A 14,565-nucleotide genomic window follows, 5' to 3' on the forward strand; every position below is an offset into this window, starting at 1 on the left:
TGAAACGCCCCGACTGTCAGCGTCTGGCTGGCGTCGCCCGGAAGAGGCCATGCAGCATGTCGCTCGCAAAAACCGCCGTGGGCGTCCAATGCACGCCCCACACATACACCGGACCCGAGATGCCTCCGGTGTATTGCCCCTTGTACCGGCCCATCTTGAGGAGATCGCAGCGACCGTCGGCGGTGCGCTGACCGGCGCCGCAGCTGCCCATATCGCCCCGCACGTCGAGCACCTGCACACCGGCGTTGTAATAAGCTGCGTAGGCGATGCCGTTGGCTTCATCCACCGAGAAATTGTGGGTGCCCGCGCCCGGCACCGAGTACACCGCCACCTCGGCCGGAGCGGTGAGGCTGCTGATATCCACGACGTGGATATCGCCACTGCTCGATGAGCCCACCGACCCCGGTCCTTCCTGACCCACCAGGACGTAGCGCTTGCTGCTGGTCACGGGATCATGCATCCACCACATGTTGTGGACTTGGCCACCCACCGTGGCGATCTGCGAAATCCGCCGTGGCTGCGATACCGAGCCGTTGCCTGCGCCGCCGATGTCCCAGATCCCCATGCCGTCATTCCATTCTGCCGTGAACAGCAGTCCGTCACGCACGAACACGTCATGCAGGTTGGGACGGCCCATGGCCTGCGAGAACACCGTGCGCGGCGAGGCCGGGTTGGACAGGTCGAGGATCACCAGGCGGGAGGCCACGTTGCTGGCCGGGTTGGCCACGCAGAACGCGTACAGCACGCCATTCACGCGGGCCAGTTCTGCCGTGTGCACGCCGGTCTGCAGTTCCCCGCCCGTCGTGCGTATGAGCAGCTGCGGCTTGCGCGCGTCGGCCATGGAGTAGATGGCCACGCCGCCATTCGGGTTGTTCTCGATCGCCACCAGCATGATGGCGCCGTCGTCGGAGACCTGCACATCGCCGGTGGTGGAGGCGTTCTCTACGATCACGCTGTCCACGAGACGCGGCTGGCTGGCACTCACGTCCCAGATCTTCACCGCATTGCCGCGCGCGGTGGACCGGATGCCCCAGGTGGTGGTGTACGCCGTGTTCCCACGCACCCACACCTCGGCCGTGAAGCGATCGCTGACGGTGCCGGTTGCGACGTGAGTGAGCGAACCACCCGTGCCGGTGGCCAGATCTGGAGCCGCCACCGGATCACTGCCGCACCCGACCAGCAGCGTGGTGGTGAGCAGCATCGCCGCGATAGCGGAACGAGCAGGAAGCGGACGCATCGGCATCAGTGGGAATGGGTGGGAGACCGGAGACGGCCCAGCGCGGGGTCCAACACGCCGTAGCGTCCCATGCGCGTCCGCATCGTCCCGGCGTGCAATCGCGCCCCCACGGTGAACGACCACTGAGTGGCCGCACCGTAGAAATCGCGTGGGACAAACACGGCCGGATTGGTTCGAGCCTTGGCGTGCGCCACACCCATCTCGAGGAAGGGAGCGAGACGGGTGGCTTTGCGCGCGAAGGCCGGCGCTGCCAGCTGTACTGTACCAACGTGCCAACGCGTCACACCCACGATCTGCACATCAAAATGTCCGGTCTGCGTACGGAACAGATCCAGCAACCGCGATCCTTCCGGACGTTCGGTGCGCTCGGCGCGCGCGGCCAGCGACCAGCCGCGCCAACCCGTGCGTCCCTCAGCCAGCACGCTGTTGAACCGGAAGACGGCGCGTCCTTCGAGTGCTTCGTCGGTGCGTGCGGCTTCGAGGAACAACATGTGCGGCGAGTCACCGCCGTATCGCAGTGATGCACTCGACTGCACATGATCGAAGGCGCCGCCCTGTACCAGTCCCGGGCTCTCCACGAACGCGTGACTGGCTTGTACTTCGAGATGGTTGGCCGGGAAGACGGTCAGGCGCGTCGTATGGGAATCCCCGAATCGCGACCAGCGTGGCCCAGTGAATGGACCCAGTGGTTCGTCGCCGTTGAACCGGCCGTGCTCTATCACCAGGGAGCGGGTTGTGCCAATGCGCACGGCCCCGAGCACTTGTACCCGCTCGATGATCTGCGCGTGGTGGTGATTGACGGGGTACTTCACGAACATCCGCATCATCGGGTCGTCGGTGCCGTAGGGCGTGAAGCCCTTGCCACCCGACAACGATGCTTGCCACCAGGATGTGGAGGGCGTGGCCGCCGTGAGCATGGTCTCGTGCACCAGCGTGTGCGGATGCCGCCGATCGATGTAGCCCTCGCCGTACATGCCGGCGTTGAGCTCACCGCGCTCGAGCGTGTACCCCTCGAAGTTGAGCGTCCCGGTGGCACGTAGCGCGCCCACTCGACCACGCCAGGCGGTGATCGCACCCATGAGGTTGGGCTGCGTGAGATAGCCCTCGGTCAGGCGACGGTTGGCGATGGCGGGGCTCGCTGTCGTGAGCGCACCGATGGCCATCGCGCCCAGTTCGGCTTGCCGGTCAGGCGCCGCTGGCGCTTGTGCATGCAAGACGACGAGCGGTGCGATCATCACCCCACTCTGCAGGGACAGTCGAAACAACAATGAGGAAAGCAACGGGAATGAAAATGACAACGGGCGTGCCCGGCGTCGGAGATATCGCTCCGCGTCGAGCACGCCCGTCTGCATCGGCTCAGCCAATCGGCCGGCTACCGAGGATCGTTACTTGAGCGGCTTGTACCGATATCCGTAGATGCCGGCGCCTTCAGCCTTGATGGTGACTTCCTTGCGCTCGCCCTTCTTGATCGCGCCCGACGACTCGGTGCCCGTGGCCACCACCTTGCCGGTCGCGTCGAGGAACTCCGCGGTCACGCTGTAGTTGCCACCCGCATCAGCGACCTGCTCGAGTGACAGCGTCAGCGAGGCATTCTGCGCGCCGCGCGTGAAGCCCGCCACGTCGACCTTGACCGGCAGTGCTTCGGCGATCGTCTGGTACTTCACCAGCGAATCCGTCCACGCCTTCTTTTCGGCCGGCGTCTTCGCGTTCTTCGTCATGCCCTGCGCGGCGTAGGCGAACATCATCCAGCCGTCGTAGTTGTTCGGATCCACGGCCACCAGCTGCTTGGCCGGCTCGAACATCTTGTCGAACATGTCCTTGCCGTAGTACGTGGCCGACAGGTTACGCAGCGCATCGCGGCCGCTCGGGTTCTTCTTCACCGACGCTTCGAACAGCTTGAGCGCGTCGTCGATCTTGTTGGCACGCGTCGCGATCACACCACCCATGGTCAGCGTGATGTCGTTGCCCTTGTCCGGGTTCGCGAGCAGATCGGCGTATACCTGCGGCAGGTTCACCGAATCCTTGGCCAGCGTCAGTGCGTCCGCCCAACCCTGCATGAGGTTGGCGCCGTCCGGCGACTCGGGGTACACCGTGAGCAACTCCTTGAACGTGCCCGCGGCTTCCTTGGCCGTGGCCACCTGCTCAGCGCCGTTCTGGCTCACGGCCAGTTCGTACTGCGCCATGGCCGAGTAATACAGCGAACCGTTGCGCAGGTCGCGGTACGAGGTGTCGGTGCCGGCGCGCTCCACCACGTGCTTCCAGTGGGTGATGGCCGTCTTCTTGTCACCCTTCGAGTTCGCGACGTTGGCCAGCACGTAGTGCGGATACGGGCTCTCATTGCTCACGAGCATGGAGCGCTTCGCGTAGTACTCGGCCGAATCCAGCTTGCCGCCGTTCGACGCGTCGAGCGCCGCGCGGGTCAGCGCGAGCCAGGCTTCGTTCTGGCGCATGCCGGCCACGTCTTCCTTGCACGCGGGCACGGCGGCCTCGATGGCCTTGTACGAGGCATCGAGCTGCGCGACGACGTCGTACTTCTCCTGCGGGTTGCTGACAAAGCCGAGCTGCGCACGCGTCGGCGTATCGCCCATGCCCGGTTCCGTGGCCCACATCACCAGCGCCTGCGACAGGATGTAGTTGTAGCCGGCCGGATTCTTCGCGAAGCGCTCCGGCTTCGTGTCGAGCTCCTTCATGACACCCATGAGGACCTTCTTGCGGTCTTCGGGGGTCTGCGCGGCCTTGGCGCGATTGAAGGCCAGCGACTGCATCGCCAGCTCTTTCGGATTGTTGGGGTCGATCGAGCAGGCGGTGGTGACCCCGCCCGGCTGCGCCGTGGCCAGTGCAGGCAACAGCGACACAACGGCCGCAACACCGGCCAGGAACGTCGAACGCATGAGACTCCTCGAGAACGAAACGGAAAAGGCGGGACTGGCTGGACACCGCAAAAATGGGTGTGCCGACCAGGGGTTCAGTTGGGGACCCGATAACCTTTGATTGAAACTACTATGACCGACAGGATCCGCACCCGGTTCCTCGTGATTGGCAGCGGCGTCGCCGGATTACACACCGCCTGGCGAGCTTCGGCCCACGGACCCGTGACCGTGCTCACAAAGCGCACCCTCTTCGACTCCGCCACTGCCTACGCGCAGGGTGGAATCGCCGCCGCACTCGGCGCCGGCGATTCTCCGGATCTGCACCGGGAGGATACGCTGGCGGCCGGCGCGGCGCTGTGCGACTCCGAAGCGGTGCAGGTATTGGTGGAGGAAGGCCCCACCCGGGTCCGCGAGCTGCAGGCCGCGGGCGCCCGCTTCGACCTCGACCCGTCCGGTGACTTCAAGCTGGGCAAAGAAGCCGCCCACTCCCGACACCGTATCGTGCACGCCAATGGGGACCAGACTGGTGCCGAGGTGGCCCGCACGCTGGTGGCCAAGGTGCGCGAGTCGCCCAATATCGACGTGCGGGAGACCGCGCGCGTGCTCGACCTGCTCCTCGTTCAGGACGAGAGCGGAGTGCAATGCGCCGGCGTCCGGGCGTCCATCGCTGGTCGGCCGGTGGAGATCATCGCCGATGCCACGGTGCTAGCCACCGGCGGATGCGGTCAGATTTTCCGATATACCACTAATCCGCAGGTCGCCACTGGTGACGGCTTTGCCATCGCCCACCGGGCGGGAGCTCGGCTCGCGGATATGGAGTTCGTCCAGTTCCACCCCACCGCGCTGGACACCCCGGAGAATCCGCTGGCTCTGATCTCCGAGGCGGTCCGTGGTGAAGGGGCCGTGCTGCTCAACGCCAAGGGGCAGCGGTTCATGCCCAAGCGGCATCGACTGGCTGAGCTGGCGCCGCGCGATGTGGTGGCCCGCGAGATCTTCCGCGAGCAGCAGGCACACGGCCGGGTCTTTCTGGATGCGACCAAGATGGGCGCCGGATTTCTGACGCGGTTCCCGGGTATCTCCCAGCTGTGCCGTGCCCGGGGGATCGATCCCACGCATGAGCCGATCCCCGTCACGCCGGCCGCGCACTACATGATGGGCGGCGTGGTCACCGATCTTGCCGGGCGATCCAGCATCTCGCGGCTCTATGCCGTCGGCGAGGTGGCCCGCACCGGTGTGCACGGCGCCAATCGGCTCGCTTCCAATTCGTTGCTCGAGGGATTGGTGTTTGCCGAACGGGTGGCGCGCGATCTGCAGCAGACACCCGAAGATCTTCCGGCTCCCGATCCCGCGCCATGGTCCGTACCCGCACTCGATGATCGCGGTGCGGCGCAGGTGGCCGCCGACGAGATCCGGCAGATCATGTGGGACTACGCCAGCATCGCCCGGACAGCGCCGGGGCTCCGGCGCTGCGTAGCTCTACTGCAGCATCTCGGTGAACGCATCACGCCGGGCGCCACCGAGGAACGCAACCTGCTGACCACCGCACAACTCGTGGCGGAAGCCGCACTGATGCGCAAGGAGTCGCGGGGAGGGCACTTCCGGAGCGATTTTCCCAAGACCCGCCGGAAATGGCAGGGTCGCCACATTACCTGGTAGCCCGCATGTCGCGGGTCGCACCTGGTCGCCACGTGTCAGTGGCGCACCGCTTCCACCGCAGTCCATGACGATTCTCGAAGCGCACTACGATCCCGCACTGGCCGCAGAGATCCGCGAACTGGCCAAGTCCCGCAACGCGGTGATCCTCGCACACAACTACGAACGTCCGGAAATCCAGGACGTCGCCGACTACGTGGGCGACTCACTGGGTCTGTCGCGTGAGGCCGCCAAGACAGACGCGGAAGTGATTGTCTTCTGCGGCGTGCACTTCATGGCTGAAACGGCGGCCATTCTGTCGCCCACCAAGACTGTGTTGCTTCCCGATCTTGCCGCCGGCTGTTCGCTGGCCAGCACCATCGATGCGGCGCAGCTCAAGGCATGGAAGGCCGAGCATCCTGGCGCGGTCGTCGTCGCGTATGTGAACACCACGGCCGAAGTGAAGGCCGAGAGCGACTACTGCTGCACGTCGGGCAATGCGGTCGAGGTCATCAACGCCATTCCGCGCGACAAGGAAATCCTGTTCCTGCCGGACATGTTCCTGGGTGCGCACGTGCGCCGGGAGACCAAGCGCGACAACATCCATGTGTGGATGGGCGAGTGTCATGTGCACGCGGGCATCGACCCCGAGCACATCAACCTCACGCGGGCGCAGCACCCGGGCGCCGAGTTTCTGATCCACCCCGAATGCGGCTGTGCCACATCGGTGGTGGAAGCCATGAGTGCTGGAGCGCTCGACCGGGACAATGCGCACATCCTCTCCACCGAGGGGATGATCAAGCGCCCGCAGCAGACCGAGCAGGAGACGTTCATCGTCGCCACCGAAATCGGTATCCTGCACCGCCTGCGCCGCGAAAACCCGTCCAAGCGCTTCATTGCCGCCAACGATCGCGCGCAGTGCACGTACATGAAGGTCACGACGCTCGCCAAGGTGCGCGACGCGCTCCTGCACCTGCAGCATCGCATCACCGTGCCCGAGGATGTGGCCGCTCGGGCCCGGATTTCGATCGAGCGAATGGTCTCGATCGGCGGCAACAGTGGAGTCAGCCCCTTCGGCCCCGAGGATCCTGGCGAATGACGTCTTTCCACCCGCCCCTGCGTCCAACGCCGCCGCACGGATTTCCCGTGCCGCAGCCGCGGCATATCACGCCGCTCGATGTGAGAGCGGTGATGGCCCATGCTCCGGGCTTTCCGCTCACGGCCGCGCAGGTGACGGCGCAAGTGCGGACGGCGCTGCAGGAAGATGAGGCCTTCAACGACGTGTCGACATTGGCGACGGTCGTCAGTGACCGGCATGTGCGCAGTGCCGTGGTGGCGCGGCGTGAAGGGGTGGTGGCGGGTGTGGCGCTGGCGGTGGAGGCGTTTCGGCAGCTCGATGCTTCGGTGGCCATTCGTGTGGAAGCCGAAGATGGTGCGCGGGTGCCGGCTGGTGCCCGCGTGTTGGCGCTGACCGGACATGCGCGCGGCATGTTGTCGGCCGAGCGGACCGCGCTCAACTACATGCAGCACCTGTCGGGTATTGCCACCAGCACGAGCCGATTTGTGCAGGCGATCGAAGGCACCAGTGCAAAAATCCTCGACACGCGCAAGACGCTGCCCGGATGGCGCGCGCTGGAGAAGTACGCCGTGCGCGCGGGTGGTGGCACCAATCACCGCATGGATCTGCGCAGCGGGGTGCTCATCAAGGACAACCACCTCGCGGCGATTGGTGGTGACATCGGCATGGCGGTTTCGCGCGCGCGTCAGCTCGCCATGCCAGGCACGCCCATTCAGGTGGAGTGCGATACTCTCGAACAAGTCGACGCCTCGCTGGCCGCCGGCGCGGACTGGGTTCTGCTCGACAACATGTCGCTCGACATACTTCGCGCCGCCGTGCAGCGTTGTGCGGGCCGAGCCATCACGGAAGCGTCGGGTGGCGTGACGCTCGATACCGTGCGGCTGATCGCGGAAACCGGCGTCGATCGCATCTCCGTGGGCGCCATCACGCACTCGGCACCCGCACTCGATCTCGCACTCGACTTCGACGGGCTCTGAGGCTCGCCTCACCGGGCGCGCGCACCGCTTGGCGGTGGTCGCGCGCCCTCTTTCCCCGGCACGGGCTGATCGTGCCACCCCCGCCTATGCCTGTTCGTCTTCCTCCGCTGACCGAGCGACCGACCCGTATCCTGCTCGAGGGACTGGTCGATTACGCCGGGCTGTATCCGCCTGCCGCGCTCACTATGCCCGCCGCGGTGCGCAACTACGCGCACTACCGTGCCGGTGGGAGCGGATGGGTGCTCGGCCGCTTTGTCTGTCCGGCCACCGCGCTGGAGACTTTCTCCGAGCTGGCTGATCCACTGCTGCCGCGAGACGCCGGTGCGATTCCTTGGCGACTCTCGGTGACCGGGTCGGGCGATGTCGCCGCCGACATGGTGGCGATTGCCGCCTTCAATGAGCGGCATCGGGTGTGCTTCGACGAGTGTGGGGCCATCGCCGATTGTTACGAGCTCAAGGCGGAATCGGCGGAGGACATCGCGCGACTGCACGAGGCCGTACCGCGCGAACTGCTCACCTACATCGAAGTGCCGCTTGATGACCGGGTACAGGAGCTGGTCGCCGCGATCGCGCTCACGGGACGCCGCGCGAAGATGCGCGCCGGTGGCACCGTTTCATCGGCGTTTCCCACGGCCAGTCGCATCGTGGCGTTTCTGCGGGCCTGTCTCGAACATCACGTGACGGCCAAGGCCACTGCTGGCCTGCATCATCCCCTGCGTGGCAGCTATCGCCTCACGTACGAGCCCGATGCCGCTACTGGCCGCATGTTCGGATTCTTCAACGTGCTGCTCGCCGCCGGTGTGCTGGCCGATGGTGGGTCCGATGCACAGGCGATCGGCATGCTCGAGGAATCCAACGCCGAGCAGATCGTCATGAGTGATGCCGACGTGGTCTGGCAGAGTGAAGGCGGTGCGGTGCGCGTCGATCGCGCCACCCTGCAGCGCGTGCGTGACCGCATGTTGGTGGGCGTCGGTTCCTGTTCTTTCACGGAACCCGTCGACGAATCCCGCGCCCTTGGCTGGTTGTAGCACGTCGGACGCGCATCGCGCATAGCCCAAAGCGCACAGCGTTGGGTATTCCCATTTCTACTTCATCCCGCTCCTGATGCCGTCTGCTCGCCAGTCCTGGGTCGCGTCTGCCAATGGTCACTCCGACTTCCCGCTGCAGAATCTCCCATTTGGAGTGTTCCGTCGTGCTGGCACCACCGAGGCCCCGCGTGTGGGCGTCGCGATCGGCGATGAAATTCTGGATATCCCGGCCTGTGTAGCGGCGGAGCTGTTCAAGGCGTTCAGTGATGAGGTGCAGCAGGCCGCCCGTGCCTGTGTGTCACCGTCGCTCAATGCCCTCATGGCACTGGGCGCATCGGCCCGCACGGCGCTGCGTGACGCACTCACATCATTGCTGGCCAGCGACGTGGATGTGAACGCGCGGCAGATCGAACAGTACGCGCTGGTGGCGCAGTCAGCCGCCGAGCTGTTCCTGCCCGTGCAGGTGGGTGATTACACCGACTTCTATGCATCGGTGCATCACGCCACCAACGTGGGATCGATGTTCCGCCCCGACAATCCGCTGCTGCCCAATTATAAATGGGTGCCCATCGGATACCATGGCCGTGCATCGAGCATGGTGGTCTCCGGTACGCCCGTTGCGCGCCCTTCTGGGCAGCGTAAAGGACCGAACGACGCCGAGCCCTCAGTGGGACCGTCGCGTCTGTTGGACTACGAACTGGAACTCGGCGCATTCGTGGGCACGGGCAATGCGCTTGGCACGACGATCAGCATCGCTGACGCGGAGTCGCATCTGTGGGGCTACTGTCTGCTCAACGACTGGTCGGCGCGCGACCTGCAGGCGTGGGAGTACCAGCCGCTCGGCCCCTTCCTCGCGAAGAACTTCGCCAGCACACTCGGAGCGTGGGTAGTCACACCCGAAGCGCTCGAGCCGTTCCGCGCACCGCTCGCACCACGCGCGGATGGTGATCCGGCACCGCTGCCATATCTCACGCACGAGGGCGATTCTGCGCGCGGTGGACTCGCGCTGACGGTTGAAGCCTGGCTGCGCACCACGCGCATGCGCGATGCTGGCGAGCCGGCGGTGCGTATCTCACAGGGCAGTAGCCTCGATCTCTACTGGTCCTTCGCACAGATGCTGGCGCACCACGCCAGCAATGGCTGCAACATGCGCCCGGGCGATCTGCTGGGCAGCGGCACCATCTCGGGACCGGACAAGGGCAGTCGCGGCTGCATGCTGGAGCTCACGTGGCGCGGCGCCGAACCGCTCGAGTTGCCCAACGGCGAGCGACGCGGATTTCTCGAAGCGGGTGACGAACTCACGATCACCGCCTTTGCTGAGCGCGAGGGACAGGTACGTATCGGATTTGGTCAGTGCTCGGGCCAGGTGATCGGGTAGTCGTCGCGCGCTTCCGTCGATTCTTTCCCGGCCATAGCTTCCGCGCATGCGTCCCGACCTGATTCGCGTCATTCTTGTCGACGATCACCAGATCGTGCGTGCCGGCCTCAAGGCTGTGCTCTCCACCGCGAAGGACATCACCGTGGTGGGTGAAGGCGGCAACGGCAAGGATGCACTCGCACTCGCGGAGCGTCTCGATCCGCATGTGATCGTGATGGATCTCTCCATGCCCGACATGGATGGACTCACGGCCACGCGTGAGCTGCAGAAGATGAACGCCAGCCGCGTGCACCCCGCGGACGAACCCGCTACCCGGCGCGTGCTGGTGCTCACCATGCACACCGAAGACGAGCACCTCGTGGCCCTGCTCGAGGCCGGTGCGGGTGGCTATCTGCTCAAGTCAGTGGCCGATCGTGAACTGGTAGACGCCGTACGCACGGTGGCCGCTGGTGACGTATACGTGCAGCCGTCAGCAGCACGCGCGCTCGCGCGTGGGCTCGCGAAGCGGGAAGGACACGCGGAAGAGCGCACGCGCTTCGAGAAGCTCACCGATCGCGAGCAGGTGGTGCTCAAGATGGTCGCCGAAGGGTACACGGCGCCGGAGATCGGCGAACATCTCACCATCTCGCCCAAGACGGTGGACACGTACAAGCAGCGCATTGGCGAAAAGCTCGGACTCACGCATCGCACGGACTACGTGAAGTTCGCGCTCAAGCTCGGCCTGCTCAAGAACGAAACCTGATCCCGCATGTCCGCACGCTGTCATATCGAGCGCGTGGCGTTGTACACGCATGGCGCGATGACTCATGAAAGCACGCAACCGCCGGAGTCGGGGACCCTGGCGGCTGAAACGTGTGAATACTGCGCGTCCGATCGCCTCGAGTGGCGCAAGTGCAAGCAGATCTGCGGCGCCTGCGGGCAGATCAATCGGAGCTGCGCCGACCTCTAACGCTTGGGCGGCTAGCGCTTCGGCAGCGGCGGCTGGGTGCTCGCTTCCTGCTCCGCACGTACGAGACTCCACGTCGGCATCGGTGGCACCACCACGTCCAGCAGCGCGTCGGCGGATGCATAGCCTGCATCCTTGCGCACCTGTACTGCCACACTGCGACGCAGATCGTCGATCGCCTCGCCGGTAGTGCCCTCGAGCTCCGTCAGGAACGCGCGGAACCGGCGTCCTGATTGCAGACAGAACAGCTCGGTCAGGGCGATCTCGCGGGTGCAGGCATTGGCGCCACGCTCGTCGATGAGTCGCTGGGTGCGTGCGAGGGTGGTCGTGCGCGCGTATAGCTCGGTGGCCATATCGGCCAGCCGCTCCACGACCAGCTGTTTGTTGAGGATTTCCTTGCGGTGCTTCGTGATGGCATCCTGCGTGGCCTTGGCCAGTTCTGCCGCGTGCTTTTCCACGTACGTCACATGCTTGCGGAACGCACCGTGCCACGACGCTTCGAAGCGATCACGCTTGCCGAACGCCGTCTTGACACGGTCAGCGGCAAAGCTCGACACCATCAACCAGTTCTGGAACGGATTGCGCAGCGCGCCGGCAATCTCCTTGAGTTCCTCGGCCGGTCCCTGAATGCCGTTGAGCCCCACGAACAGGCGCAGGATTTCATTGGCACCCTCGAAGATGCGGTTGATGCGCGCATCACGCAGATAGCGCTCGTACGGCCAGGGCTTCACGAAACCGCGACCACCGGCCAGCTGCACCAGCTCATCGGCCGTGCGCCACACCAGATCGCTCGCGTACACCTTCGCGCAGGCGGCTTCGAGTGCCACGTCCACCTCATCGCCGTCCATCGCAGCGGCCAGCGCGCCCACCATCGACTCAGCGGCGTACGTCTCACTGGCAATCGTGGCCATCTTGCGCTGCGTGATCTCGAAGCTGGCGAGCGGTCCACCAAACTGCGTGCGCGCTTCGGCATAACGCGTGAACTCGCCGAGCAGGCGCTTGCTGCCTTGCACACAGCCCGAGGCGAGTGAAAGGCGGCCGCCATTGAGTGCGTTCACCGCCACGCGGAAACCCTTGCCCACTTCGCCCAGCACATGGTCGTCGGGTACGAACATGTTTTCGTACACGAGCTCCGCCTGTGTGGACCCGCGGATGCCGAGCTTGCGCACCGTGCCGTCCACCCGGAATCCCGGCATGTCCGGGCGGATGATGAACGCTGTGGGACGCTGTACGATCTTGCCCTCGCGCTCGATGGGCGTCTGCGCAAACGTGGCAATCACACCGGCGCGCTGTCCGTTGCCTATCCAGTGTTTGCGACCATTGAGGATCCAGCCCTTGCCGTCCGGGCTGCGCTCGGCGCGCGAGACGATGTGCTGCGCGTCGGAACCTGTTTCGGGTTCAGTGAGCGCGTAGGCGGCCAGGGTTTCACCGCGTGCGAGCATGGGCAGGTAGCGCTGCTTCTGCTCATCGTTGCCAGCGATCACCACCGCTTTGCTGCCCAGGCCGCAGTGCACGCCAATGAGCACGCCGAGTGACGCGTCGATTGCGGCCACCGCACCGAACACGCGCGCGTAGGCGCTCGCCGAGAGTCCGAGCCCACCGTATTCCTTGGGAATGCTGATCGCCAGCAGGCCGCATTCGGCGAATGCCTGGATCACCGGTTCGTCGATGAACTCCTGTTCATCGAAGCGGCGCGGGTCGACGAGACCGCTCGTCACCATGTCGTTGAGCGCATCGACCAGGCGGTGCACGGTGCGCGCTTCTTCCGGGTTGCGCTCATCGAGCGGGGCCGGATAGGGAAGCAGCAGCGCTTCGTTGATGTTCCCGGTGAACAGGTCGCGCAGGAACGACGGCTTGGTGACGGCGGGAGCGGTCATGGTTCGTCGGCGAAAGGACACGGAGCGCCAGGCAACAGGCATGGAAGGCAAACGAGCGGGGCATCCGTCGGACTCGACAGATGCCCCGCTCTCAAGATAGCCCTTGAACCGGTTGGCGGCTCGCAGACGACACCACCGTCAGGCGATGGTCATTGCTCTTGTTGATTCCCCTGGCGCACGGGAGTGGTCGTGGGCGGGCGTTGGACGGTGATCACCACGCGACTGGCCTTGCCCTGCGCGCGGTTATTGCTGTCCACCGCCTGCAGCGTGAGGCGGGCGGTGCCGAGGGCGAGACCGTTCACGTTCACTTGCGTGGCCTGCGCGTTGGCCGCGCCGATGGCGATACCGGGGAAATCACTCGTCACGAGCACGTTGCGGCCGAGCAGCGTGCGGCCCTGCGCGTCCCGGACAGTGATCGCGAAGGCGCCGACTGTGCCGAGGTTCACTGTCAAAGAATCCGCGGTGAGGATCGTGTCGACCGGGATCTGCTGGATGATGACATTCGCTTGACCGACGCGGTTGTCCTGCGTCGCGACTGCGGAAATCGTGACAGATCCAGCGCTCACGCCGGTCACCAGACCGCTTTGCGAAACCGTCGCGCGCGTTGGATCGGTGGTGGTCCAGTCGAGCGGGCGATCCGTCACTTCAGCACCGGTGGAGTCGGTGACGATGGCGCGCAGTTGCGTGGTCTGACCTTCCGTAATGGTGCTCTGTACCGGTGTCAGTACCACGGTGGCGACAGGGATCTTCGTGACCGTGAGGGTGGCGGTATCGGAGACGCCTTCCGAAGTGACAATGACGCGACCGGTGCCCAAGGCCAGGCCGGTCACTTCGCCAAGCTGAGAAACCCGCAGCGTCGCCGCATCCGGAGTCCGCCACGTGACAGTGCGCCCAGGCGGGATCACCACGCCGACGGAATCGACGAGGCTGTAGAGCATGAAGCGCGGGATACCCAAGCGCAGCGTGCCAACCTTCGGGGTAATGATCACGCGGTCGATCCGCGGATCCACCGCTTCCACTGTCGACTGGCAGTTGACGGCCGGATACTCGTTCGATGACGCCGTGATAGTCGCGGTACCAGCGCGACGCGTTGTGACCAAACCGGTCTGGCTCACGGTCGCAACCACTTCGTTCGAGCTGCTCCAGGTGATGCCACGTCCAGCCAGTGGCAGCGAGCCGCCCGCAGAATCCCGAATCGTGATGCCGGGCTGCACCGACTGACCCACAGTGACCCTATTGGTCGTCGGGCTCAGCGAGCATTGTTGAATCGGAATGGCCGTCACCGTGATCGCCGAGCTGCCCGACGCCTGATCAACTTCAGCACTGACCACCGCGTTGCCTGGCGCCACGGCGATGACATTGCCGTTCTGGTCCACCGTCGCCACCGACGAGTTGCTCGAACTCCAGCGGAACGTGCGACCGGTGATCACGTTATCCGAACCGTTGCGCGCCACCGCGGTCAGTTGCCGCAGGTTGCTCACGCGCAACGTCGCCTGTGCCGGTGTCACCGTCACGCGCGACGCCGCTTCCGGCGTCACCGTC

Annotated in this window: 12 protein-coding genes; 7 read left to right on the forward strand and 5 right to left on the reverse strand. The window is 65.3% G+C overall.

What is annotated here, in order from left to right:
* Positions 1 to 16 precede the first annotated feature (16 nt).
* The 3 genes from VGE27_RS13900 to VGE27_RS13910 all read right to left on the reverse strand — a co-directional run bounded on the left by VGE27_RS13900 (position 17) and on the right by VGE27_RS13910 (position 4,128).
* The gene (locus VGE27_RS13900) at positions 17 to 1,243 is read right to left on the reverse strand and encodes a hypothetical protein (protein WP_331050269.1); all 1,227 of its coding nucleotides are present in this window, start codon (positions 1,241 to 1,243) and stop codon (positions 17 to 19) included.
* Positions 1,243 to 2,472, reverse strand: a complete 1,230-nt coding sequence (locus VGE27_RS13905; protein WP_331050270.1) for a hypothetical protein — start codon at positions 2,470 to 2,472, stop codon at positions 1,243 to 1,245. Before VGE27_RS13905 ends, VGE27_RS13900 begins: the two co-directional genes overlap by 1 nt.
* A gap of 150 nt (positions 2,473 to 2,622) precedes the next feature.
* Positions 2,623 to 4,128, reverse strand: a complete 1,506-nt coding sequence (locus VGE27_RS13910) for a hypothetical protein (protein ID WP_331050271.1) — start codon at positions 4,126 to 4,128, stop codon at positions 2,623 to 2,625.
* A 111-nt stretch (positions 4,129 to 4,239) separates the two neighbouring features.
* Here VGE27_RS13910 and VGE27_RS13915 point away from each other — a divergent pair, with 111 nt between their 5' ends.
* From VGE27_RS13915 to VGE27_RS13945, 7 genes are all read left to right on the forward strand, one after another.
* Positions 4,240 to 5,763, forward strand: coding sequence for an L-aspartate oxidase (locus VGE27_RS13915; RefSeq protein ID WP_331050272.1), 1,524 nt, complete (start codon positions 4,240 to 4,242; stop codon positions 5,761 to 5,763).
* A 64-nt stretch (positions 5,764 to 5,827) separates the two neighbouring features.
* Positions 5,828 to 6,838, forward strand: a complete 1,011-nt coding sequence (gene nadA, locus VGE27_RS13920; protein WP_331050273.1) for a quinolinate synthase NadA — start codon at positions 5,828 to 5,830, stop codon at positions 6,836 to 6,838.
* Positions 6,835 to 7,794 carry a carboxylating nicotinate-nucleotide diphosphorylase gene (nadC, locus tag VGE27_RS13925; protein WP_331050274.1) on the forward strand — a complete coding sequence of 320 codons (960 nt, stop codon included), beginning with the start codon at positions 6,835 to 6,837 and terminating at the stop codon, positions 7,792 to 7,794. Before nadA ends, nadC begins: the two co-directional genes overlap by 4 nt.
* 86 nt (positions 7,795 to 7,880) lie before the next feature.
* Positions 7,881 to 8,822 carry a hypothetical protein gene (locus VGE27_RS13930; RefSeq protein ID WP_331050275.1) on the forward strand — a complete coding sequence of 314 codons (942 nt, stop codon included), beginning with the start codon at positions 7,881 to 7,883 and terminating at the stop codon, positions 8,820 to 8,822.
* A gap of 76 nt (positions 8,823 to 8,898) precedes the next feature.
* A complete protein-coding gene (gene fahA, locus VGE27_RS13935; protein WP_331050276.1) occupies positions 8,899 to 10,200 on the forward strand; it encodes a fumarylacetoacetase in 1,302 nt (433 codons plus the stop codon).
* 46 nt (positions 10,201 to 10,246) lie between these two features.
* Positions 10,247 to 10,942 (forward strand): response regulator transcription factor, encoded by a 696-nt coding sequence (locus VGE27_RS13940; protein ID WP_331050277.1) that lies wholly within the window; start codon positions 10,247 to 10,249, stop codon positions 10,940 to 10,942.
* Positions 10,943 to 10,948: 6 nt separating this feature from the next.
* Positions 10,949 to 11,149 (forward strand): hypothetical protein, encoded by a 201-nt coding sequence (locus VGE27_RS13945; RefSeq protein WP_331050278.1) that lies wholly within the window; start codon positions 10,949 to 10,951, stop codon positions 11,147 to 11,149.
* A gap of 11 nt (positions 11,150 to 11,160) precedes the next feature.
* Here the strand turns inward: VGE27_RS13945 and VGE27_RS13950 are convergent, their stop codons facing one another.
* Both VGE27_RS13950 and VGE27_RS13955 read right to left on the reverse strand, forming a co-directional pair.
* On the reverse strand, positions 11,161 to 13,023 hold the full coding sequence (locus VGE27_RS13950) for an acyl-CoA dehydrogenase family protein (RefSeq protein ID WP_331050279.1): 1,863 nt from the start codon (positions 13,021 to 13,023) through the stop codon (positions 11,161 to 11,163).
* Between the two features lie 149 nt (positions 13,024 to 13,172).
* The coding region (locus tag VGE27_RS13955; protein ID WP_331050280.1) for an Ig-like domain-containing protein at positions 13,173 to 14,565 on the reverse strand (1,393 nt) is incomplete at its 5' end.

Source organism: Gemmatimonas sp. (assembly GCF_036405635.1).
In the GTDB taxonomy this organism is placed as follows: Bacteria; Gemmatimonadota; Gemmatimonadetes; order Gemmatimonadales; family Gemmatimonadaceae; genus Gemmatimonas.

Coding starts and splice junctions, on each gene's coding strand:
- VGE27_RS13915 (WP_331050272.1), top strand. CDS start 4,240: ATGACCGACAGGATCCGCACCCGGTTCCTCGTGATTGGCAGCGGCGTC.
- VGE27_RS13910 (WP_331050271.1), bottom strand. CDS start 4,128: ATGCGTTCGACGTTCCTGGCCGGTGTTGCGGCCGTTGTGTCGCTGTTG.
- VGE27_RS13950 (WP_331050279.1), bottom strand. CDS start 13,023: ATGACCGCTCCCGCCGTCACCAAGCCGTCGTTCCTGCGCGACCTGTTC.
- VGE27_RS13905 (WP_331050270.1), bottom strand. CDS start 2,472: ATGATCGCACCGCTCGTCGTCTTGCATGCACAAGCGCCAGCGGCGCCT.
- VGE27_RS13900 (WP_331050269.1), bottom strand. CDS start 1,243: ATGCCGATGCGTCCGCTTCCTGCTCGTTCCGCTATCGCGGCGATGCTG.
- fahA (WP_331050276.1), top strand. CDS start 8,899: ATGCCGTCTGCTCGCCAGTCCTGGGTCGCGTCTGCCAATGGTCACTCC.
- nadA (WP_331050273.1), top strand. CDS start 5,828: ATGACGATTCTCGAAGCGCACTACGATCCCGCACTGGCCGCAGAGATC.
- VGE27_RS13945 (WP_331050278.1), top strand. CDS start 10,949: ATGTCCGCACGCTGTCATATCGAGCGCGTGGCGTTGTACACGCATGGC.
- nadC (WP_331050274.1), top strand. CDS start 6,835: ATGACGTCTTTCCACCCGCCCCTGCGTCCAACGCCGCCGCACGGATTT.
- VGE27_RS13940 (WP_331050277.1), top strand. CDS start 10,247: ATGCGTCCCGACCTGATTCGCGTCATTCTTGTCGACGATCACCAGATC.
- VGE27_RS13930 (WP_331050275.1), top strand. CDS start 7,881: ATGCCTGTTCGTCTTCCTCCGCTGACCGAGCGACCGACCCGTATCCTG.